Source organism: Vibrio sp. TRT 1302, assembly GCF_050113875.1.
Taxonomy (GTDB): domain Bacteria; phylum Pseudomonadota; class Gammaproteobacteria; order Enterobacterales; family Vibrionaceae; genus Vibrio.
Map to the genome: position 1 here is coordinate 31,446 of NZ_JBNJOF010000004.1, position 20,427 is coordinate 51,872.

At 43.0% G+C, this 20,427-nt stretch carries 23 protein-coding genes; 17 read left to right on the forward strand and 6 right to left on the reverse strand.

The annotated features are described in order from the left end of the window. The first annotated feature begins 13 nt into the window (after positions 1 to 13). A complete protein-coding gene (locus ACQEXP_RS07255) occupies positions 14 to 1,003 on the forward strand; it encodes a Solitary outer membrane autotransporter beta-barrel domain (RefSeq protein WP_426969099.1) in 990 nt (329 codons plus the stop codon). Between the two features lie 3 nt (positions 1,004 to 1,006). On the opposite strand, the gene ACQEXP_RS07260 is transcribed toward ACQEXP_RS07255, so the two are convergent. Further along, positions 1,007 to 2,242, reverse strand: a complete 1,236-nt coding sequence (locus ACQEXP_RS07260; protein ID WP_426969101.1) for a GGDEF domain-containing protein — start codon at positions 2,240 to 2,242, stop codon at positions 1,007 to 1,009. Positions 2,243 to 2,464: 222 nt separating this feature from the next. Between ACQEXP_RS07260 and ACQEXP_RS07265 the strand changes: the two genes are divergently transcribed. From ACQEXP_RS07265 to ACQEXP_RS07335, 15 genes are all read left to right on the forward strand, one after another. After that, positions 2,465 to 2,830: a late competence development ComFB family protein gene (locus ACQEXP_RS07265; RefSeq protein ID WP_269378459.1), complete on the forward strand. Its 366-nt coding sequence runs from the start codon at positions 2,465 to 2,467 to the stop codon at positions 2,828 to 2,830. 18 nt (positions 2,831 to 2,848) lie between these two features. Next, positions 2,849 to 3,127 carry an HlyU family transcriptional regulator gene (locus ACQEXP_RS07270; protein WP_269378460.1) on the forward strand — a complete coding sequence of 93 codons (279 nt, stop codon included), beginning with the start codon at positions 2,849 to 2,851 and terminating at the stop codon, positions 3,125 to 3,127. A gap of 301 nt (positions 3,128 to 3,428) precedes the next feature. After that, positions 3,429 to 4,979, forward strand: coding sequence for a Re/Si-specific NAD(P)(+) transhydrogenase subunit alpha (locus ACQEXP_RS07275; protein ID WP_426969102.1), 1,551 nt, complete (start codon positions 3,429 to 3,431; stop codon positions 4,977 to 4,979). Between the two features lie 13 nt (positions 4,980 to 4,992). Further along, positions 4,993 to 6,369 carry a Re/Si-specific NAD(P)(+) transhydrogenase subunit beta gene (gene pntB / locus ACQEXP_RS07280; protein WP_138970609.1) on the forward strand — a complete coding sequence of 459 codons (1,377 nt, stop codon included), beginning with the start codon at positions 4,993 to 4,995 and terminating at the stop codon, positions 6,367 to 6,369. Between the two features lie 139 nt (positions 6,370 to 6,508). Continuing rightward, a complete protein-coding gene (vxrA, locus tag ACQEXP_RS07285; RefSeq protein ID WP_426969474.1) occupies positions 6,509 to 7,972 on the forward strand; it encodes a sensor histidine kinase VxrA in 1,464 nt (487 codons plus the stop codon). Next, the gene (gene vxrB / locus ACQEXP_RS07290; protein WP_138970607.1) at positions 7,947 to 8,606 is read left to right on the forward strand and encodes a response regulator transcription factor VxrB; all 660 of its coding nucleotides are present in this window, start codon (positions 7,947 to 7,949) and stop codon (positions 8,604 to 8,606) included. The genes vxrA and vxrB overlap by 26 nt, the downstream gene beginning before the upstream one ends. Continuing rightward, positions 8,606 to 9,487: a DUF2861 family protein gene (locus ACQEXP_RS07295; protein ID WP_269378462.1), complete on the forward strand. Its 882-nt coding sequence runs from the start codon at positions 8,606 to 8,608 to the stop codon at positions 9,485 to 9,487. Before vxrB ends, ACQEXP_RS07295 begins: the two co-directional genes overlap by 1 nt. A gap of 60 nt (positions 9,488 to 9,547) precedes the next feature. Further along, positions 9,548 to 10,756 (forward strand): conjugal transfer protein TraF, encoded by a 1,209-nt coding sequence (locus ACQEXP_RS07300; RefSeq protein ID WP_426969105.1) that lies wholly within the window; start codon positions 9,548 to 9,550, stop codon positions 10,754 to 10,756. Positions 10,757 to 10,836: 80 nt separating this feature from the next. Further along, positions 10,837 to 10,983, forward strand: a complete 147-nt coding sequence (locus ACQEXP_RS07305) for a YoaH family protein (protein ID WP_006880120.1) — start codon at positions 10,837 to 10,839, stop codon at positions 10,981 to 10,983. 524 nt (positions 10,984 to 11,507) lie between these two features. Continuing rightward, the gene (locus ACQEXP_RS07310) at positions 11,508 to 11,918 is read left to right on the forward strand and encodes a hypothetical protein (protein ID WP_426969107.1); all 411 of its coding nucleotides are present in this window, start codon (positions 11,508 to 11,510) and stop codon (positions 11,916 to 11,918) included. 427 nt (positions 11,919 to 12,345) lie between these two features. Continuing rightward, positions 12,346 to 12,864 carry an Hcp family type VI secretion system effector gene (locus tag ACQEXP_RS07315; protein ID WP_426969108.1) on the forward strand — a complete coding sequence of 173 codons (519 nt, stop codon included), beginning with the start codon at positions 12,346 to 12,348 and terminating at the stop codon, positions 12,862 to 12,864. Beyond that, on the forward strand, positions 12,864 to 13,196 hold the full coding sequence (locus ACQEXP_RS07320; protein WP_426969110.1) for a hypothetical protein: 333 nt from the start codon (positions 12,864 to 12,866) through the stop codon (positions 13,194 to 13,196). Before ACQEXP_RS07315 ends, ACQEXP_RS07320 begins: the two co-directional genes overlap by 1 nt. After that, entirely contained in the window at positions 13,162 to 13,695 is a 534-nt protein-coding gene (locus ACQEXP_RS07325) for a hypothetical protein (protein ID WP_426969111.1), read from the forward strand. Before ACQEXP_RS07320 ends, ACQEXP_RS07325 begins: the two co-directional genes overlap by 35 nt. A gap of 197 nt (positions 13,696 to 13,892) precedes the next feature. After that, positions 13,893 to 14,150, forward strand: a complete 258-nt coding sequence (locus ACQEXP_RS07330) for a type II toxin-antitoxin system Phd/YefM family antitoxin (RefSeq protein WP_239926897.1) — start codon at positions 13,893 to 13,895, stop codon at positions 14,148 to 14,150. Beyond that, positions 14,138 to 14,440, forward strand: coding sequence for a type II toxin-antitoxin system RelE/ParE family toxin (locus tag ACQEXP_RS07335; protein WP_426969114.1), 303 nt, complete (start codon positions 14,138 to 14,140; stop codon positions 14,438 to 14,440). Before ACQEXP_RS07330 ends, ACQEXP_RS07335 begins: the two co-directional genes overlap by 13 nt. A gap of 21 nt (positions 14,441 to 14,461) precedes the next feature. Here the strand turns inward: ACQEXP_RS07335 and ACQEXP_RS07340 are convergent, their stop codons facing one another. From ACQEXP_RS07340 to ACQEXP_RS07355, 4 genes are all read right to left on the reverse strand, one after another. Then, positions 14,462 to 14,884 carry a phage protein gene (locus tag ACQEXP_RS07340; RefSeq protein ID WP_426969476.1) on the reverse strand — a complete coding sequence of 141 codons (423 nt, stop codon included), beginning with the start codon at positions 14,882 to 14,884 and terminating at the stop codon, positions 14,462 to 14,464. A 644-nt stretch (positions 14,885 to 15,528) separates the two neighbouring features. Beyond that, on the reverse strand, positions 15,529 to 17,127 hold the full coding sequence (locus ACQEXP_RS07345) for a hypothetical protein (RefSeq protein ID WP_426969116.1): 1,599 nt from the start codon (positions 17,125 to 17,127) through the stop codon (positions 15,529 to 15,531). A gap of 471 nt (positions 17,128 to 17,598) precedes the next feature. Next, positions 17,599 to 17,910 (reverse strand): stress response translation initiation inhibitor YciH, encoded by a 312-nt coding sequence (yciH, locus tag ACQEXP_RS07350; protein WP_426969117.1) that lies wholly within the window; start codon positions 17,908 to 17,910, stop codon positions 17,599 to 17,601. A gap of 1 nt (position 17,911) precedes the next feature. Further along, on the reverse strand, positions 17,912 to 18,289 hold the full coding sequence (locus ACQEXP_RS07355) for a DUF3319 domain-containing protein (protein ID WP_269375430.1): 378 nt from the start codon (positions 18,287 to 18,289) through the stop codon (positions 17,912 to 17,914). A gap of 99 nt (positions 18,290 to 18,388) precedes the next feature. On the opposite strand from ACQEXP_RS07355, the gene ACQEXP_RS07360 reads away from it, so the two are divergent. Further along, complete coding sequence (locus ACQEXP_RS07360; RefSeq protein ID WP_426969119.1) at positions 18,389 to 19,345, forward strand: tyrosine-type recombinase/integrase; 957 nt, start codon at positions 18,389 to 18,391, stop codon at positions 19,343 to 19,345. Here ACQEXP_RS07360 and ACQEXP_RS07365 read toward each other — a convergent pair. Then, positions 19,342 to 20,334 carry a D-alanine--D-alanine ligase gene (locus tag ACQEXP_RS07365; RefSeq protein ID WP_426969121.1) on the reverse strand — a complete coding sequence of 331 codons (993 nt, stop codon included), beginning with the start codon at positions 20,332 to 20,334 and terminating at the stop codon, positions 19,342 to 19,344. The genes ACQEXP_RS07360 and ACQEXP_RS07365 overlap by 4 nt on opposite strands. Between the last annotated feature and the right edge of the window lie 93 nt (positions 20,335 to 20,427).

The following is a 20,427-nucleotide window of genomic DNA, read 5'->3' on the forward strand; positions in this document are numbered from 1 at the left end:
AGTTCAGGTCTCGATGTCTGTTTCACGGCTATCTCGCTATGTATCCTTGCCTTTAGTGCTTGTGTCACCATTCGCGTGTGCGAAGGGAAGCCAAGCGTATCAGGCCTATCTGGAACAAGCTTTTTCAGCGGCAATCGTGCTAACTGATAGTGACGTATTTACCTTTGGTGTCCACGATTTTGACCCAAACGAGTGGTTCAATCTCGACAACGAAGATATAGGATCACAGGAGTCGGTTCTTTTGCGTCAGCAAATTGCGGTTTCGGCGCTACCATACACCTTTGATCTCAGTGATGATGAAGCGGTTCATAAACACCAAATCTTTACACGGTTCTCAGTACTTGGTTCGAGACAAGACTACGAAATCCGCGAACAGGATCGAGATGATTATCAGCACGAGTTTGTGTTAGGTGCGTTTACGGCCTACCGCTATAGATACCAGCTGACAGACTTTTGGACAGTGACCCCAGGCGTTGGGGTTCATCTTCAATATTTTAGAAATAATCATGATTACCGCAGTGATTTCTCAAATAATGTCGTAAAACCCGCATTAGATAATGTCATTTTTAACACCGATGCATGGGCACTATCGGTTGAGCCACATGTTGAATTTAAGTACAACAAACCCACCACATGGGGAAGTTGGAATTTGTCGTCATCTTTCCACTATTTTTATGGACAAGGCTGGGGAGAGGCGAACTATGGAGAAGTCGGAAATCCAGAAGGGTGGTATAGCGCGAATGGGATTGAAGCCTATTACAACGTCAGCCGTTTCGGGCGATCAGTTCAATCTATCTACAGTAGCTTTCGACGAATAGATATTGGTGGTGATACCAGCAAACCACTTGGCACCGCATACTATTACGAAGGATCTGTTGGTTGGTTAATGACGCCACCGTTTGAATCGGATTGGATTGATAACGTTGGAATCGGCCTGAATATCAATTACGGAAGTAATCTCAAAGGGGGCAGTATTGTACTGTTCTTTAATCAGGCAGATTGAAGGCTAGGCGAGACAGACCTGATTTCGTCCAGACTTTTTGGCCTTGTATAAAGCCGCGTCTGCACTCTTCATTACCGTGTAGACGTCCTTGGTTTCGCTGCTGTCTGCGACTCCAATACTGATGGTCACATTCACGCTGTCTTGGTTCTTTTTCGGCCCACGTTTTTTAGACCCTAATTTGTCACTCTTTGGACGAGAATCCTGATTGCGCAGGGTCATTTCGTAAGACTCAATTGAGGCTCTGAGCAATTCAAGATGGTCTTGTGCTTCGTCAGCCAGCTTTCCTTTGAAGAGGACAGTGAACTCTTCACCACCATAGCGATAAACCTTGGCACGTCCACCAACGAGCTGTAAGCGACTCGCAACAAGTTTAAGCACATCATCGCCGGTATCATGCCCGTAGGTATCATTGAATGATTTAAAATGGTCGATGTCGAGCATGGCAATGGTGTAACGCCTGCCCAGATGACGTAAATCAGACTCAAGCGCTAGGCGACCAGGAATATCGGTCAAGGTATCTTTAAACGCCAATTCGTAACTGGCAGACAACAAGTAGACCAATAGCAAGATGCCAGCGAGCGAGAACATGGTGCTTGAGATATGCGGAATATGGAAAAATACAAATGTGGTCGACGCGAGCAAAGCTGACGAATAGAGCACGACGTCGATTATCCGATTTTGACTCAGCACACAGATAGCAAATATCAGCACCATAGCCAGTAGATAGACTACGAGAATAAACGGCAGCTTTGAAACGGTTGGGATCACAAACAAAAAAGTCTCATTAATGTCGTCGAAGCCGCCGTCGTAGAAATGCGTCAGAATGAGATAACACCACAGTACGAAAAGACCGAGCTTAACCAAGTAGATGGCAAAAGAGCGTGAGAACAGATTGCTGTCCTTGTAACTGAACACTAAAACTAAGGCGATAGGTAGCAGTGCAGCCAGCAGAGAAAGCTCTAAGATTGTGGTGCCAGAAGACAGAGGTGACTGTAAACGGTTTTGGATCAACCAGTAAGCCACTGCTAGGGCGCTCGCCGTCATAGCGATTCGACTTTGTTTAAATGGATTGGCAAGCAAAATAGCCGTTGCGAACAAAACAAAAGGCATTTTGGTGACGAAACCGAGGTTCGCTTGAGTAAGTCTCACTACATTGTCCATGCCGAAGGCGATAAACGTCAGCAATAGCAGAGGTAACGCAATTCGGAACCAATTTGTAGTGACGACGGAAAACGACATGAAACCTAGCCTGAATAGAAACAATTGTTGATTAATAACTCGTTAAGAATACTTTTATTTGATGAATTTCCAAGCTTTTTACTAAACTTATCTATGAAAACCTAAGGCGTGTATGAATTGTGTTCAAAAAATGGTGTTTGATTACTCATCACTATGAAAACCACATGCCGCGATGAAGTAAGCAATGTTAGGATAGGTAACTCTTAAAGGGAGTTGAGTTATATGCAGATTAGTGTTGACGTACATAACTATATGGAAACCTTGGTCGGGCAAGTTTTAGCCCAGCCAGATTATATTGAAAACTTTGATCATGAACAGTTGGCTGATCTAGCGTGCTTAGCATTGAGTCAATTGAGGCCTGTATATATTCGCCATGACATCGATTTTTTGTCTGCGTTGCCTGAAGAACGTTTAGTTACCTTAAAGCAATACGCGACAGTGGCTGTTGAAGCCGCCAAGACAATGATTGTTGACGACCGACGTAAAAATAGGAAAGATGAAGTGCCTGTAGTATTCAGCAAGCAGGTATTTGATGATGACATTGAACTTGAGTGGTTCGAAAAACCACTTTTGCACAAGGCGAAGTAATTAACCAAGGAGTAGTGTGTGGGACTTTTTTCTCGCTTGTTTGGGGGCCAGAAAGCGCAACCAGAAGTTGCCGTAGAACCTGTTGAATATAAGGGGTATTTGATCTATCAAGAAGCACAGTCAGAGGGTGGTCAATACCGGATAGCAGGGCGAATCACCAAGCAGTTTGGTGAAGAGATAAAATCACATCGCTTTATTCGCTCGGACGTTTTGCCAAGTGCGAACGATGCCAACGAATTTATGTTGAAGAAAGCACAAATGTTCATTGATCAAATGGGCGACAACATTTTCCAATAAGATCCTATCGCAAATTGATAAGCATCATAAACTTGAGAGTCATTAGTCGTTATGCTGATGGCTCTTTTTAGTATTTAGATGCTACATAATCGGTTGTTTTCATGGTAATTTTTCCCAACTGGTTAGACCTTTTCTGACCTAATTTGTGGCATATTGCTGAACGATCTAACCAGCTGGTTTATTCATTCCCAACGGTTATATGTAATGATATTTTGTGTTTTTGTTACAAAATGCTTGAAGTATCTAAATTCGTTGGATAAAAACAGAACAATCATTGTTGCTGATAGTCAAGGAATAGCTAATGCAAATTGGTGTGCCAAAAGAAATACTCGCGGGTGAAACGCGAGTGGCTGCCTCGCCGAAATCGGTCGAGCAGTTATTAAAATTAGGCTTCGAAGTTAACGTAGAGGCTGGGGCAGGTGAACTAGCGAGTTTCGATGACGCTTCTTTTGAAGCGGCGGGAGCGAAAATCGTTTCTACCGAGCAGGTTTGGGAGTCGGATTTGATCTTAAAGGTCAATGCGCCTCTTTCAGATGAAAAGAATGATGAAATTGCGCTGCTAAAAGATGGTGCAAGCTTGATCAGTTTTATCTGGCCAGCACAGAACCCAGAATTAATGGAAAAGCTTTCAAGCAAAAACATTAACGTAATGGCGATGGACGCTGTACCGCGTATCTCAAGAGCACAAGCCCTTGATGCGCTCTCTTCCATGGCTAACATTGCTGGTTACCGCGCGGTCGTTGAAGCAGCCCATGAGTTTGGTCGATTCTTTACCGGTCAGATCACTGCCGCAGGTAAGGTTCCACCAGCGAAAGTACTCGTCGCGGGGGCGGGTGTTGCTGGTCTTGCGGCTATCGGTGCGGCTGGCAGTCTCGGCGCGATTGTTCGTGCTTTTGATGTTCGTCCTGAAGTTAAAGAGCAAGTCCAATCAATGGGCGCTGAGTTCCTAGAAGTCGACTTTAAAGAGGACTCGGGGTCTGGCGATGGTTACGCCAAAGAAATGTCGGATGAATTCAACAAGAAAGCGGCTGAGCTTTACGCTGAACAGGCGAAAGATGTTGATATCATCATTACTACAGCCCTTATTCCTGGTCGTCCTGCACCTAAGCTAATTACCAAAGAGATGGTAGATAGCATGAAAGCAGGTAGCGTGATCGTGGATTTAGCGGCAGCTAACGGTGGTAACTGTGAATACACAGTTGCAGACAAAGTCATCACCACAGCAAATGGCGTTAAGGTCGTAGGCTACACTGACATGGTCGGTCGTCTTCCTACTCAGTCTTCGCAACTTTACGCAACCAACATCGTAAACCTGCTTAAACTGTTGGCTAAAGAAAAAGATGGCAACATCAATATCGATTTTGAAGATGTTGTACTTCGTGGTGTCACTGTTATTAAGGAAGGTGAAGTTACTTGGCCTGCACCACCAATTCAAGTTTCAGCGCAACCTGAGCAAAAAGCAGCGCAACCGAAAGCGAAACCACAACCAAAAGTAGAAGAGCCAGTTTCACCAGTTAAGAAAATTGCAGGCTTGGTTGCTGCAGTTGGTGCATTTGCTTGGATCGCGTCTGTTGCTCCAGCGGCGTTTCTATCTCACTTTACCGTGTTTGTTCTTGCGTGCGTCGTAGGTTACTACGTGGTATGGAACGTTACCCATGCACTACACACTCCGCTTATGTCAGTAACGAATGCCATTTCCGGCATTATCGTTGTTGGCGCGTTACTGCAAATCGGTCAGGGCAATGGTGTCGTATCATTCCTTTCGTTTATCGCAGTACTGATCGCGAGTATCAACATCTTCGGTGGATTCACCGTTACCAAGCGCATGCTTGAAATGTTCCGTAAAGATTAAGGAGTAACAGGGAATGTCTGCAGGATTAGTACAAGCAGCTTATATTGTTGCTGCATTATTCTTTATTTTGAGCTTAGCAGGATTGTCTAAGCAGGAGTCTGCGAGATCAGGTAACTACTATGGTATCGCAGGTATGACGATCGCGTTGATCGCGACGATCTTCGGTCCAGACTCTCAAGGTCTAGTTTGGATCATCATCGCTATGGTAATTGGTGGTGGCATTGGTATCCATTTCGCCAAGAAAGTTGAAATGACCGAGATGCCAGAATTGGTTGCGATTCTACACAGCTTTGTAGGTATGGCTGCGGTTCTTGTTGGTTTTAACAGCTATCTTGATGCGCCGGAGTCAGCAACTCACGCTGAGCATGTGATTCACCTTGTGGAAGTGTTCCTAGGTGTGTTTATCGGTGCGGTTACCTTTACTGGTTCGGTGGTTGCGTTTGGTAAGCTACGTGGCATTATCTCCTCTTCGCCTCTAAATCTGCCTCATAAACACAAAATGAATCTTGCAGCGATCGTTGTTTCAACGTTGCTTTTGGTTCATTTCGTTAATGCTGATGGCAGCATGTTTGCGCTTATCGTGATGACTCTAATTGCGTTTGCATTTGGTTATCACTTGGTCGCATCAATCGGTGGTGCCGATATGCCAGTTGTTGTTTCAATGCTGAACTCTTACTCAGGTTGGGCAGCGGCGGCAGCGGGCTTTATGTTAGCTAACGACCTTTTGATTGTAACAGGTGCTCTTGTCGGCTCATCGGGTGCCATTCTGTCTTACATCATGTGTAAAGCAATGAACCGTTCATTTATCAGCGTTATTGCTGGTGGTTTCGGTCAAGAAGTGGTTATCTCTTCTGATGAAGAGCAGGGCGAGCACCGTGAAACGTCGGCTGAAGAAGTGGCGGATATGCTGAAGAACTCGAAGTCAGTAATCATCACTCCTGGATATGGTATGGCGGTAGCACAAGCACAGTACCCAGTGCACGAAATCACTGAGAAGCTACGTGCGCAAGGCGTCGAAGTTCGCTTCGGTATCCACCCAGTTGCCGGTCGTCTGCCTGGTCATATGAACGTGTTACTTGCGGAAGCAAAAGTGCCTTACGACATCGTGTTAGAGATGGACGAAATCAATGATGACTTCCCTCAAACAGATACAGTATTGGTAATTGGTGCAAACGATACGGTAAACCCTGCCGCGCTTGAAGATCCAAACAGTCCGATTGCAGGTATGCCTGTACTGGAAGTATGGAATGCGCAAAACGTTATCGTATTCAAACGCTCTATGAACACAGGTTATGCAGGCGTTCAAAACCCGCTGTTCTTCAAAGAAAATACGCAGATGTTGTTTGGTGATGCGAAAGAGAGTGTAGACGCAATCTCTAAAGCTCTATAAGCTCAACACTTCAATATAAAAGCCAGCTATATGCTGGCTTTTGTTATTTATGAGCATTATTTCTGACATGGATATCACATTTCGATTTTGTATTTTTGTCATAATGTTTTACTCTAAATCTAACCTACTGATTTATTGAATTTTTGCATTGATAAAGACGATACTAAAAGCAGCGATAATTGGCCTGACATTACAGTCGGGTGGCGTATACGCTGAGTCGCTGCCAGAGCGCATTGACAGATTTGTGGATTTATTTGATGAGTCGCAGGCGACGGTGTCTTACGATATTCGTAGTTTGCAGTCTGACTATCCAACACGTTTGCTCACGCCTGAATCTATGCTGCCTCAGACCGCCACGTATCCGCTGCGAGATGTTCAACGTCTCTATAACCTTGCACAAAACTGTACAGGTAAACTTCCACTCAGCCCTTTGATCACCGAACCACTGGTGTTTACAAGAGCGATGTGTAAGGGAACTCAGTTGAGCGAAAAATGGTTTGCTCGCAGTGCGTTAATTCATCCGGGCGGTGGCACATATGCCAGTCGCTATGTGTTAGGGCATCCTGACCAGTTGGAGAATTTGCAACAGTACATGCATATTCAGGAGCGTGAACTCGCTTCAGATACGACGTTACTGGGACGTTTACAGCGTATGAACGAAGATGCTGTTCTTGCTTTGATTTCCGGATCGAGCATGTTCGTTGAGCGTAACGAGCTATGGTTACGCCAAAATGATAATTATCTCGTGTTCCCAGAGAGCGTATGGCGAAAGAACATCGAGACAGCAGGGGTTACCTTTAATTTAAGAGACTCGAGTGCAAGTTGTTTTGTTCAACGCGGCAATTTGTGTTGGGAAGTTGAAGACCACTCTGATGTTTTACGCATTAGTATGGTGGTTTTGGTTATTGCCAATATTTTGTTGGTGATGGGCTGGTCTCTTTATCGCTGGAATACAAAGCGACAAGAGATGAAGAGCCGAATGCTGATTTTACAAATTCTGACTCATGAGCTGCGTACACCGATCGCCAGTTTGTCGTTGACGGTCGAAGGCTTTCGCCGTGAGTTTGAAAAGCTACCCGAAACTGTCTATGACGAGTTTCGCCGGTTATGTGAAGATTCACGACGTTTACGTCAGCTTGCTGAAGCGAGTAAAGATTACTTGCAATCTGATAACAAACCTCTTGCAACAGACTGGGTACCATCGGTTGAAGAGTGGTTAGAATTTAAAGTTGAAGAAGAGTTTAATAGCAACGTCAAATTTGTCATAAACCAAGACGTCGCGGCCAAACTCAATGTATATTGGTTAGGAACCTGTATAGACAATTTAATACGCAATGCGGTTAAGTATGGTGTTGCACCCGTTGTTGTTGATGTGACAACAGCGAAACAAAAAATTACGGTTAAAGTGATGGATCAGGGCGAGTTGTCTGCTAAAGATTGGCGTCAACTTCGAAAGCCGTTTGTAAGTAAAAGTGGCCTAGGATTAGGCTTAACCATCGTAGAATCTATGGTTGGAAGGATGGGCGGAAAAATGTCGCTAGTTGGTCCACCAACAACGTTTATTTTGGAGATACCTTGTGAAACAGACACTGCTTCTCGTTGAAGATGACAAAAACTTAGCTGATGGCCTGCTAGTCAGCCTTGAACAAGCGGGATACGAATGTTTCCACTCAGAAACAATTGCTGACGTAACGCAGTACTGGGAAAAAGCGGATCTTGTCATTCTTGATCGTCAGTTACCTGATGGTGACTCAGTTGACCACCTTGTAGAGTGGAAAAAGCTGAAAGATGTGCCAGTTATCCTACTGACTGCACTAGTGACGGTTAAAGACAAGGTGATGGGTTTAGACGCAGGTGCGAACGACTATTTGACCAAACCTTTTGCCGAAGCGGAATTATTTGCCCGCATTCGAGCTCAACTGCGTGCACCTGAAGGTGATTCTTTTGACGACACTAAAGTGGTTACTGAGCATCTGATCATCGATAAGGCAACTCGTGAAGTTTTCTACCGAGACGAATCGATTACGTTAACGCGTACTGAGTTCGATTTGCTGCTCTTTTTGGCAAGTAACTTAGGCCGAGTGTTTACTCGTGATGAACTACTAGACCATGTTTGGGGATACAACCATTTCCCAACGACTCGTACTGTAGACACACACGTGTTGCAGCTTCGTCAAAAGTTACCTGGTTTAGAGATTGAAACGCTTCGTGGCGTTGGATACAAAATGAAAGCCTAATGGTTAAACCAAGCCTATTACTCGGTGCACTGTTGGTCAGTGCACCGCTTTCAGCCATACAAGTACCTTGGTTCGAAAGCAATTCACCATTAACACAGGCGCATAAGCATCTGCTCAATGACGATCTTCCGTCTATGTTTTCGTCTCTAGTAGAAGTTTGGCAACTGGAACAAAATCGGTCTATCACACCTCATCTCAATGACCTTTTACTCCAGTCACTTGAAATAGATTGCGGTAAAACACTCGACAATAAATCGTTACCTCAATGGATCAGCAATGTCATCGTACGTCGGACAGATATTCAAAGTCCTGGCCGTGATGCATACCGTGCCATCGTTGAAGTCGAGGCCAGCAAAGAGATAAAAGACATTTCTTTAACGCGCTGGGTGTCTAAGACAATTTCGACAGACAATACCTTTACTGAGACGACCCCAAAAGACAATGAAGTCGGAACTAAGGTCTACACCAAACGATATAATCTAAATAGTCGCGTCACCATGGGATTATATCGAATTGATGTCACAGCCGCAGATCAGACATCTTGGAGTTCATGGCTAATTTTAGGGGAACCGAAAGCATCAGTCTCAGTGCGCTGGAATGCAAAAGCCCAATGGAAAGTAGAGCGTAACGCTTTACTCAATCCACATTGCCCACTGCCTAAGCTGGATACATCGGTCTATGACTATGTCGATGGCAATTATGTTCGTGTCTGGGGTCAAACTGTTGATGCAGATTATCCAACGTCACTCGGCAACATTGGTATCGAGCCAGGACGCTATGTTTTAGCGGTTGCGATTAACCATCAACGTTGGCAAGGGCCGATAATTGTTGAACAATCACAAATAATTAGTAAAACGTATGATGTTTCAGTAGAGGAATAATTAAAGTTGATAGACAATAGGTCGATATAAACACATGGAATAAAAAAAGTTTATACCGATATGAAAAAACAACTAACACTCTTATCGTTGTCTATCGCTTTGGCTTCGGGAACGGCCTCAGCAGCTAACTACGCGATTGAAGCTCGCGGAGACGCAATGGGTGGCGTTGGCGTTGTCTCTGCAAATTTTCTAACTGCTCCTTTCTACAACCCAGCACTAACTGCAATCTATCGTCGTAATGATGACGTTGGCATGATCACACCAAGTTTTGGTTTATCGTATAGCGATGAACATATGATGGTTGATGATCTCGACAAGGCCGCAGGCTTAATCGACAAAGCGATTGGTGGTGACTATTCAAACATATCAGAACTAGAAACGACCTTAAATGCACTTGAAGGTGACATTGCAAAACTAGAATTTGGCGGCGTCGTTGCATTCGCAATACCAAACCGATACATAGCGGCGAATGTGTTCGGCAAAGCGTATGCAGAGTCATTTGCGCAAACAGATATTTACAAAGGCGCTAACAGTGGTATCGACCCAGCACTTAACCCTGCGATCAATGCAGAACTAAGTGCAGTAAATGCTGTTGGTGTCGGCGTGACGGAAGTCGGTATTTCATTAGCTAAATATCAGACATTCTTAGGCCAACACATTTCATTCGGTATTACGCCAAAGCTTCAGCGGATCTACACGTATGTATATTCAGCGAACTTGAACAACTACGACATTAAAGACATTCGCGATAACGGCACTGGTGAAACCATGTTCAATATGGACGCCGGCTTTCTCTGGTTTTATGGTCCGCTTAGAGTTGGTTTTGCTGCAACAAACTTAGTCTCTCGTGACATTAATACTCAGGAGTTGGCTGGTTCTACTGTAACTTCTAGAATCGATGCAACGCAAAGTCGCACATTTGATCCTGTCAGTTACTCTTACCAAATGAGACCACTTTATACCGTGGGTGTTGGATTGGTTGCAGATTACGCGACTATTAGTGTTGACTACGATTTAAATGAAGAAGAGCGCTACACCAACTTTAACGACAACACTCAGATGCTAAGAGTCGGTGGTGAGATCGACATCATGCGTCAGTTAAAACTGCGTGCAGGTTGGAACCGCAATCTGGCTTACGACAACCTAGATGATACGGTTACTGCTGGTATTGGCTTGTCTCCACTAAATCTATTCCAACTTGATATTGGCGCGAGTTACACCAACGAAAATTCTATGGGAGCCTACATTAACTTCCTGACAAGTTACTAACTAAATCGCTGGGGTAGGTTACTAGCCTTTCACTGTAATTCGTAATATAGTCGGCTCCTAAAATATTAGGAGCCTTTTTTATGTTTGACGATTTGCCACCACTGACACACGAACAACAACAAAAAGCAGTCGAAGAAATTCAAAAACTAATGGCAGAGGGCATGAGTACAGCACAAGCGATTAAAGTTGTCGCTGAACAGATTCGAGAAAAAGCTGCCAAACAGTAATCGACGAGAAAACACTAAACTTGATAAAGAGAGCAGGGAACTGCTCTTTTTTTATACCTCCAATTCAAGACGCACTATAACTAAATCTACGCATTAACAAACAATAACCCGAATCCTCCAGTCCAACGTACGTAACTCCATTGACTCCAAAATCGTCAATTCTGTAAGTGGTTGAAAGTCAGAGCGCCAACTGCTGAACGACCTTTCTTTTTAATTAATTTCAATAACTTAGCTTGGTATTTTATACTGCCGGTAGTTTTAAGCAAACAGGGGTTGTAATTAAATTACACAATTGAAAGTGCAGTGTGCAAGCACTTACTGTCGGCTAGTGCATTATTCTGCGGTGTTGCGGCGTAACGATTCCCCAATCGCTATATCATGGCATCTATGTGCTGTTTGTTTGGGGGAAGTTTGGTGTTGTGGTTTGAAAGTACTGAAAACACGTCACACTAGTTGATGAATTGGATTCCATTTTGTGATGTGTCTGATAGGCTTAGAAATATAGTGAATCACAGGAACACAGAATGAACCTACGGACTAAATTCAGCCTAGCTGCTGTTTTTTTGGCTATAACTGCCTCGCCTGCAATCGCGAAACAACAAGACGTTATCGCACAGTCTATTGCTTTGCCCACACTAGAAGTGGCTAAACACAAGCAACTTTCGATGACCCTTCAAGGAGTAGAGTGCGGAAGCAGTGAGTATTTCGTCGATAGTGAAAGTGTTAGTATTCTTGCGAACGGAACGCCTCTGGAGTTTGCAAGAACTTGTCATGGCGACGTTCTGAGGTTTACGCCCGTTAGCCGTAGTGAAAACGATCTATTCGTCGAAATACTGCTTTCAAATCGCAATTTGAACCTACGCTATATGGCTAGCGCACGCTCATATGCTTACAACGATTGGCAATTAGAGCCAGTTAAACAAGCCCTCAAGTAGTGACACTGTGACAAAAGTAGATGGGTATTAGGGTTAATAGCCCATTTTGTTGATTCTAATACATAGGCAGCAACAAGCTGGGTTACGGCGTAACAATGCGTAGTGAGCGCATATCCGGTATGTTTGTTTAATTCCTGTCCCGCATCTGCGTGATTTAATTAGCCCATTGGATGAATTGTGACACCGTCACTGCGTTGTGAAATCTTCTAATTCTGTTAGCTATACGAACAATAGAAGGCTCTAAATGGTAACAATTGACTCATACACTTAGCCCACAGATGTGGGCCGTTTTGTATCTAAAGCAAGCGGATTATTGCCCGGCGTGATATGTGTTCATGAACGTTGGCGTTTTGGATGTGTTTTCTTGAACCGATCACAATTTGTTTGGTAGGTTTAATGAAGATATACAACCATTTGGGTATCAACTATGCCACAACCTTGTTATTTACGTATCATCGGAACTAATCAAGGGTTTATCACCCAAAAAGCAGGTTCGCACGATTCGATCGGAGATAAGGCCGTAGAGGCTCATCAAAATGAAATCTTAGTTCAGAGCATCGGACATTCGGTTGTCACTCCGACAGACCGTCAAAGTGGTCAGCCAAGCGGACAACGGATTCATGGCCCATTGAAAGTAACTTGTGAAATCAACAGCGCATTACCACTTTTGTACAACGCACTTTGCCAAGGTGAAGCCTTAGAATCGGTTTCACTCGATTGGTATCGGATGTCGATAAGTGGAAAGCAGGAGCATTTTTTTTCCACATCTTTGACCAACGCTCGATTGAGTGAGATTCAGTTGCTATTGCCTGACTCCAGAGAGGATAAAGCAAGCAATACAAACCAATTTGTAAACCTGTTTTTCAACTACCGCAAAATAGAGTGGGTGCACCATATGGCGAGTACTTATGGTGTAGACGACTGGCGAAGACCTGTAGAGGCTTGATGATGATAAATATTGCACAGTGTGAAATGGATCCGGATCGTTTATCCGTGTCGGGCATTAAAGCGGTCGAAGAGATTATCGATACGATAGAAAGCGCGAACCTGTTAGCGAAAGTGGTCGCCGTGATCCCGTTTTTTGATATTTTTCTAAAGGGTCAACCTCATGAAAAGCTGACAAATGTTGCGGTGTATGATTGGGAGGGATTTGCTAGCATAATGACTTCTATTAACAAGGTTAACAGAAAGAAAATTGAAAAAATCGCATATAATCAATGGCTAAAATCTCAAGGAGCAGAGCATGAGTTTTGGAAGTGTGTGTATCAGGCTATGTAGTATTTTTGCACTCATAGGATGTCCTTTGACCTATGCTCAAGTCGAAGTTCCAGCACATTTGGGACTTAAATCCATAATTGCAATAGAAGCATATACAAGCTTTATACAAAAGTTTGATGAGTGTGGAGACAAAGAAAACCGCAAAAATAACCCATATCCAGTCAATGATTGGCTACTTTCTTTACCACGAGAAAAACAAGCTAGCGTTGTGGTCTATTTATATAGCTTGGCAGAGTCTAGATGTTTGGATTCTGAACGAGATAAGCTCATCCAAACCCTTGAAAGTGAAAATGAACAACACGCTTTAACGATATTGAAAAAAGAAGGCTGGTTGAGTCTTCCTGTTTACGGGGAGCTAACCAGAAGCAAAGAAAATAAAGTGTTAATTGAATTAACCGAAGACGATAAGAGAGCACTGACGCAACTTACTGAGCAACGCTATTTACCTTTTGACGGCATAGGTATGGGAGAATTACTCTTCAAGTTCAGATATGACTAAACGACAAGCCCACAAGCGTAGGCTTTTTTGCGTCTGATGAAAGAAACCTCTAATTGTGGGCGCAACTAATTAGGGGAGATTTACAGAATATATAAACATTCTGAGCGTAAAGACACGCTTAGTAAATTGCTCCTTACGTCCTCTGGACTAAAGTGATAGAATAGTATCACTTCAAGTTATCCTAAGGAGCCACACACATGAAAGTAGAACTGGTTACCTCTCTAAAACGTCAGGCCACAAAAATATTGGCCGATCTGCACGATACTAAAGAGCCGGTGTTGATCACTGAGCACGGCAAACCGTCTGCATATCTGGTCGATGTTGAAGACTATGAGTTCATGCAAAACCGTTTGGCGATCTTGGAAGGCATCGCACGCGGAGAACGCTCTCTGGCCAACGGCGATACATACAGTCATGAAGAAGCCAAGGAAAAGCTGGCAAAATGGCTGAAATAGTCTGGACGGGGGCTGCCTTAGCGGATCTCAACGACATCGCCGAGTACATCGCACTCGACAATGTCGTCGCCGCTAAGCAATTGGTGAACACCGTCTACACCAAAGTTGACCGCCTCAAGACCTTTCCTGAATCAGGCCGCATACCGCCCGAGCTCGAATATCTCAGTTACCGCGAGGTCATCGTCGAGCCGTGCCGTATCTTTTACAAAGTAGAAAATGATAAAGCGATCATTTTGAATGTGATGCGTGCCGAGCAAGACTTGCGCCGATTTCTGTTAAGCAAACAGTAACCTTATAAAACTTTCCAGGCATCACTTAAACTTCTCCGGCACCCAGGGCTTAGGCTCAACACGTCGGCCGCCACGAAACGGCGGCAAATTGGGCACCGGTGGCGTAGGGCACGGATCCTTCAATCGGCCATACAACTTCACCAGTTGGCGATGTTCATCGCGCCACAAAGCAAAATTCTCTAGCTCTTTGGGACTGAACTCGCGTCTATCCGGCGTGAGCAACGTGGCGCGCTCTTCATGAACCCGAAAACCTTCCCAGCGAATATCGAGAGGCAAATAGCCGCGAGCTTTAATATTGAGCAGTTTCTCAGCCATCGGATTGACCGGGATCGTGCCATTAAGCCAACGTTTGACCGTGACGGGTTGAACATGAAAAAACGCCGCAGCCTGGTTAAGATCCATAAATTGTTGCTGAACTAACTGACGAAAATTGGGTGTGAGCATGTGATTTTCCTCCAGAAAACGTTTTGCGAAACGATTGTTTATTTCTTTATTTGTTTTGTTATTGATAGACATTGCCAATCAAACCACACAAAAAGCGGGAATTGCGCTTTTTGTATTTATTAACTCATTAGTTCAGTTTCAAACCCAACGTTCTCATTAATCCTATAAATAATTGATTAAATGGAATCGGAACAAAGAGTTAGTGAAATGGAATGACCGTAAAGACGTGCGGTTTACAAGGGATTGATTTGGTGGGACTTTTTGATATCTAAGTGCGTATTATGTACGTTATGTTAAATGAATTATTGATACAGCTAAGCAATTGCCCCCAACATAATTGATTTACCATAAAATACCTAATAATCAGTAAGATAATCAAAGATTCACTTACTGATTATTAGGATCGTTACTTATGGATGGCTCTAGGCTATCTGAAACCTTATCCACTTCGGTAATTTACATCTATTGTCGTTCATACAAATCTCACCACTATTTATACTGCTAATGCAGCCTGACATTGATTAGACGTAAATTCTTCTTGTAAACCTGCTTAACGTAAATTCATTCCTAAGAGATTTACTAAGATACCAAAGATAATTAGATTGTGGTTATAAATAATATGCTAGTTGGCCTTTTATAAACCTTTATAGCGATGACTCGATTAAAGTAAAGCTTGGTTGTAATTGATTTATTATCTTAGAACTATCACCGCCATGTTGATTATCACCCCAAGTTACAAGCGTGCCATCATTTTTAATCGCGGCAAATGCATATTCATTTGAGTAAAACTTACGAATACCACCAGATAAATCAACATTACCCTTATTCCCGCCTTTATTGCGGTCACCCCAGGTTAAAACCGTTCCATCATCTTTAAGTGCAGCGAATGCGGCGCCAGTTGAATACAATTCCTTTACGCCCGATGACAAATCTAAATCTTGTGGGATCTCACCGCCACTGTCTGGATCGCCCCAAGCAACGACTGAACCGTCATTTTTGACAGCTGCGAATGCATATCTTGTGGAGTAAACTTTGTTTATTCCACCAGAAAAGTCCACTTGCGAGCTATCACCACCATAATTGGTACCCCAAGCATCTGTTCCCCAAGTTACAACGTTGCCGTTGTGCTTAATCGCTGTAAAGGCATAGTCGTTAACATAGACCTCTTTTACTCCGCCAGTAAAATCATAATTTAGGGCCGTATTGCTACCCCATGTAACTGCCGAATTATCATTTTTTATTGCGATAAATGAGTTGTTGTTCCCGTAAACTTCTTTGATACCACCAGAAAAATCAACCATTGAGGTGTCGCCACTTTCATCTTCACCCCAACTCACGACTGAGCCATCTTCTTTTACAGCAACAAATGCGACCTGGTTGTTGTATATGCGCACAACGCCTGACGAAAGGTCAACTGTCGAACTATCACCACCCAAATCGCGATCTCCCCACGTGACAACGGAACCATCATTCTTTAGCGCAGCGTACGCACCAGACGTTACGAATACTTCTTTTACTCCACTTGAGAGATCAACAACAGAATTTGGTACAAGCCCCCAAGAAACTAACATATTATTGTTTTTAACAGCTGAGAAAGATATTTCATTGGTATAGATTTCTTTGACGCCACCAGTAAAATCGAAATTGTTTGCATTGTTCGCAAATAGGTTATGTCCCCAAACAGCGATGGCCCCGTCTTTTTTAAGTGCGGCAAACGCGTATCCTGTTGAATAAACTTGAGTAACATCGGTTGAAACGTCCACATTTGAAGTGTTACCACCAGACTCAGTCGCTCCCCAAGCAACGACCTCACCTAATGTAGTCCTCGCTGCGAATGCAGAATGACTCGCATAGATTTCCGCAATTTCCCTAATTTGATATACAACAGATTCGGTGGTTGTTTTGTTACTAACCCCACGTGCGCTCACCTCTAATTTAATCAAACCATCGGTAGCTATATTAGGGTCAAAAACGTAGGTTGGAGAATTACTTACGATAGTGTCATCAGCTATCCACTTAAATTCAAGCGCATCAGGATCACAACTGGTACATTCTATAGTCGGGCTCAACAGTCCGTTGCTATAGTCCACATCTAATGAAGTGATTTGAGGAGTAGCCTCGACAATTGGTCGTTTATTTGAACCATTATTGATGATGGTATCTGAATCTCCACCCCCACAACCGAACAGTGACCCAGCTGATATTAACGCACCCAGACAATATAATGTTTTTACTTCTTTCATATTACTACCTTCTGATATATTAGACTAAATCACAATGCTCAATATGCATTTATTCTTATTTAATGAAATATTAAATCGTGAAGTCTTATATGTTTATTAAACAACATAGCGAAGGTAGGTTATTATATGTTGAGCAAATTAAAAGTAAGAAGAGTCCGAAATTAAATGAGTATTTTTCCACAACAATATGAAGGCAACACATTCTAATATAATAATCAAACATCAATTAATAAACTTAAATATAATATATATGCATTGATTTATATATTAGAAATTAGTTAAATCTAAATTTAATACAGTTTTATTGAATGGTAAGATTCAAGTTATTCGATAAATTATTGAATAACTAAAAGGAGACTTGCGCATTAACCAAGCTTAATAATATAAACGGGTGACTAGTGAGAGGAAGAATGATTCATGAATGTAAGTAGAGCAGCCAGCCTGCCCTACGAAAGAAGGAATTGAGGCTAATTAACCACCAGCCAATTTTACTGTGTAGCCTTTCTTTTCAAGGAACACTTTGATTTTTTCGCGAGCGTCACCTTGAATTTCAATTTTTCCATCTTTAATGGAACCACCACAGCCACAAACTTTTTTTAACTCTGCAGCGAGTAGTTTTAACGGAGCATCGTCTAGATCTAGACCGGTTACGATTGAAACCCCTTTTCCTTTGCGACCTTTAGTTTGGCGCTCTATTCGAACGATACCATCGCCCTTTTCTCTTTCGGGCTTTTGAACTTCTGGTTTGATACGACCAACGTCAGTACTATATACAAGAGTCATATTATTTCTTCTGTTGCTGTTCTGCTTTCTGTTTGGCCAGCAAGTATGCCTCTATATGCTTCTGAATAGCAAGTTTTCCGCCTTTGATTAGACGGCCATTGAAGAAGCAATACCATGCGTTGGGTTCACCAGTATCATTCTTGATGGTGAAACCGTGGAAATTTTCTTGGGATGGTTTACCTGAACCTGCCTTTTTATTGGCGAGAGAACTGAACTCTTTTGGATCAATGATCGTTGCAGTATCGCAAAACCAATCAATACTTTTCTTCACTGCAGCCATGCTTCCTGACAGCAGGTGATTTTTAATTTGAACTTGCCAAATTTCTGTAGAGTTTCCAGCAGTTTTGAGGGTAAAGCCTCGATAAGTTGCAGCAGCCATAATCATTATTATCATCTTATACGGTAAGTTTAATAATAATTGTAAATTGCTCATTTTCAAGTATATTTAGTACAAGTTTATTGGTTATAGTGCGTGATTATGAGGAAAACTGTTCGTGTCATCACAGATGAAGCATTAAAAAAGAACCTTGTTTCAAAGTTCTCTTCATGCATTAGTTTAGACGATGTCGATGAGTTAACAGAAGGTAACTACGCACGTAACTCACTGTTAGCCATGCGCAAAGACTGGAACTTGTTTGTAGAATTCTGTGTCAATAAGCATGTTTGTCCTCTGCCTGCTTCTGCCACCGCGGTCAGGTTATTTCTAGAGAAAGAATCACAGCACCGAAAATTAGCAACGATAAAACGCTACAGTGTAACAATAAGTCTTATTCACCGAGTTCTTGCAGACAGCGACCCAACCTCTAGCGTCGCCGTTAGAACGGTTCTATCGCAACTCCGCATCAATAAGAAGCAAGACGCTAAATCTACGACACCTTTTACACGCTCGCATCTAGACGATCTTGCAGAGAAGTTGGCGAACTCTACTCAGCTAAGCCATATTCGCAATCTCGCTATCTATTTCGTGATGTTTGAGTGCATGTTAAAGCGTTCAGAGTTAAAGAAGCTCAGTTTCCAAGATTTAGAATGCGGGGAAGAAAATATATGCGTGATCTTGGGTCAAAACCAGTATCCGTTATCATCTCAAGCAACACAGTATATGAATAAGTGGCTGGCATACCGAGGCATTCATCAAGGCGCATTATTCAGCGCAATTGATAAACACGGCAATCTAAACTCGTCATCACTCGATGACTCTTCCATCTATCGCATACTGAGGGCTGCCAGCGATAAGCTGGGATTGGATCTACAATTTTCGGGGCAGTCGCTGCGGGTCGGTGCTGTCGCAGAAATGGCCGACCAAGGTGTTAAAGTAAAAGACATTCAACACTTTGGTCGATGGCAAAGCGCTGCTATGCCCTATCAATATCTTGGCAACAGGACACAAGCAGCGGCTGAACGGTTAGCTTTTAAAAGCTTCAAACCTTGGAATTAAAGTGAACGACGCACACAATCGGCTAAGAAATTGGCGAACTTATGACCATTGTTTTCAAGCATTTTAGGGAACATCGAAATCGGCGTCATTCCCGGGAAAGTATTAACCTCATTTAAGTAGATATTACCTTCCGGTGTAAGGAAAAAGTCGATACGTGATAAATGTCTTAGTCGCATCTGAGTAAATACTTTTTCTGAGCTAGAGCGAATCATTTCGAGCTGTTGTGAAGTTAAGTTAGATGCTTCAACTTCTGTTTTCGAATGACTAGAAGCGCTGTACTTCTCTTCATAGCTGTAGAAAGCATCTTCCGGAGCAATGACTTCACCTGGTTTAGAAATATAAAGCTTGCCTTGATATTCATATGCAGCAACTTCAAGTTCACGAGGTTTAACTGCTTGTTCCACCAACACTTGATCTGAATAGCTAAAGGCGTCATTAATCGCTTGCTGTAATTGCTCTATATTCGTTACCTTGTAACAACCAACCGAAGAACCTTGACGGGCCGCCTTAACAAATACGCTGCCCCACTTTTCAAATGCTTCCTTACTCGCTTGGAATGCTTGTTCATTGTTATCTGATAAAAAGATGTAAGGTGTGTTTGGGATACCTAGCGCGTCATACCATAGTTTTGAAGTGATTTTATTAAAGCTGTTCGAACTTGCTTCAGGACCGCAACCTAGATACGGAATGCCCGCCAACTCTAACATAGATTGGATATCGCCCGTCTCTCCAGGAAAACCGTGGATGCACGGAACAATGAAATCAAGCTTTACTGATTCATTATCCGTATTAATCGTTCCTGAGTTCGTGTCTAGATACGCAAGTTGACCGCTCTCGGTATACCATCCATCTGTTTTCATCTCGACACGAATAACCTTGAACTCTGGCGTAAGCTCTAGCTGAGATTGAATAAAGTTAGCGGAAACGAGTGACACTTCGTGCTCTGATGAGCCACCGCCACAAAGAAGTAAAATTGTCGTATTAGTCATTTAGTAGATCTTTCCGTGATACAACAGAGGGATTAGTTTGGCCATGATAATAAAAAGTACGCTAACTTACACGGTTTTAGGCCGTAAAAAGCA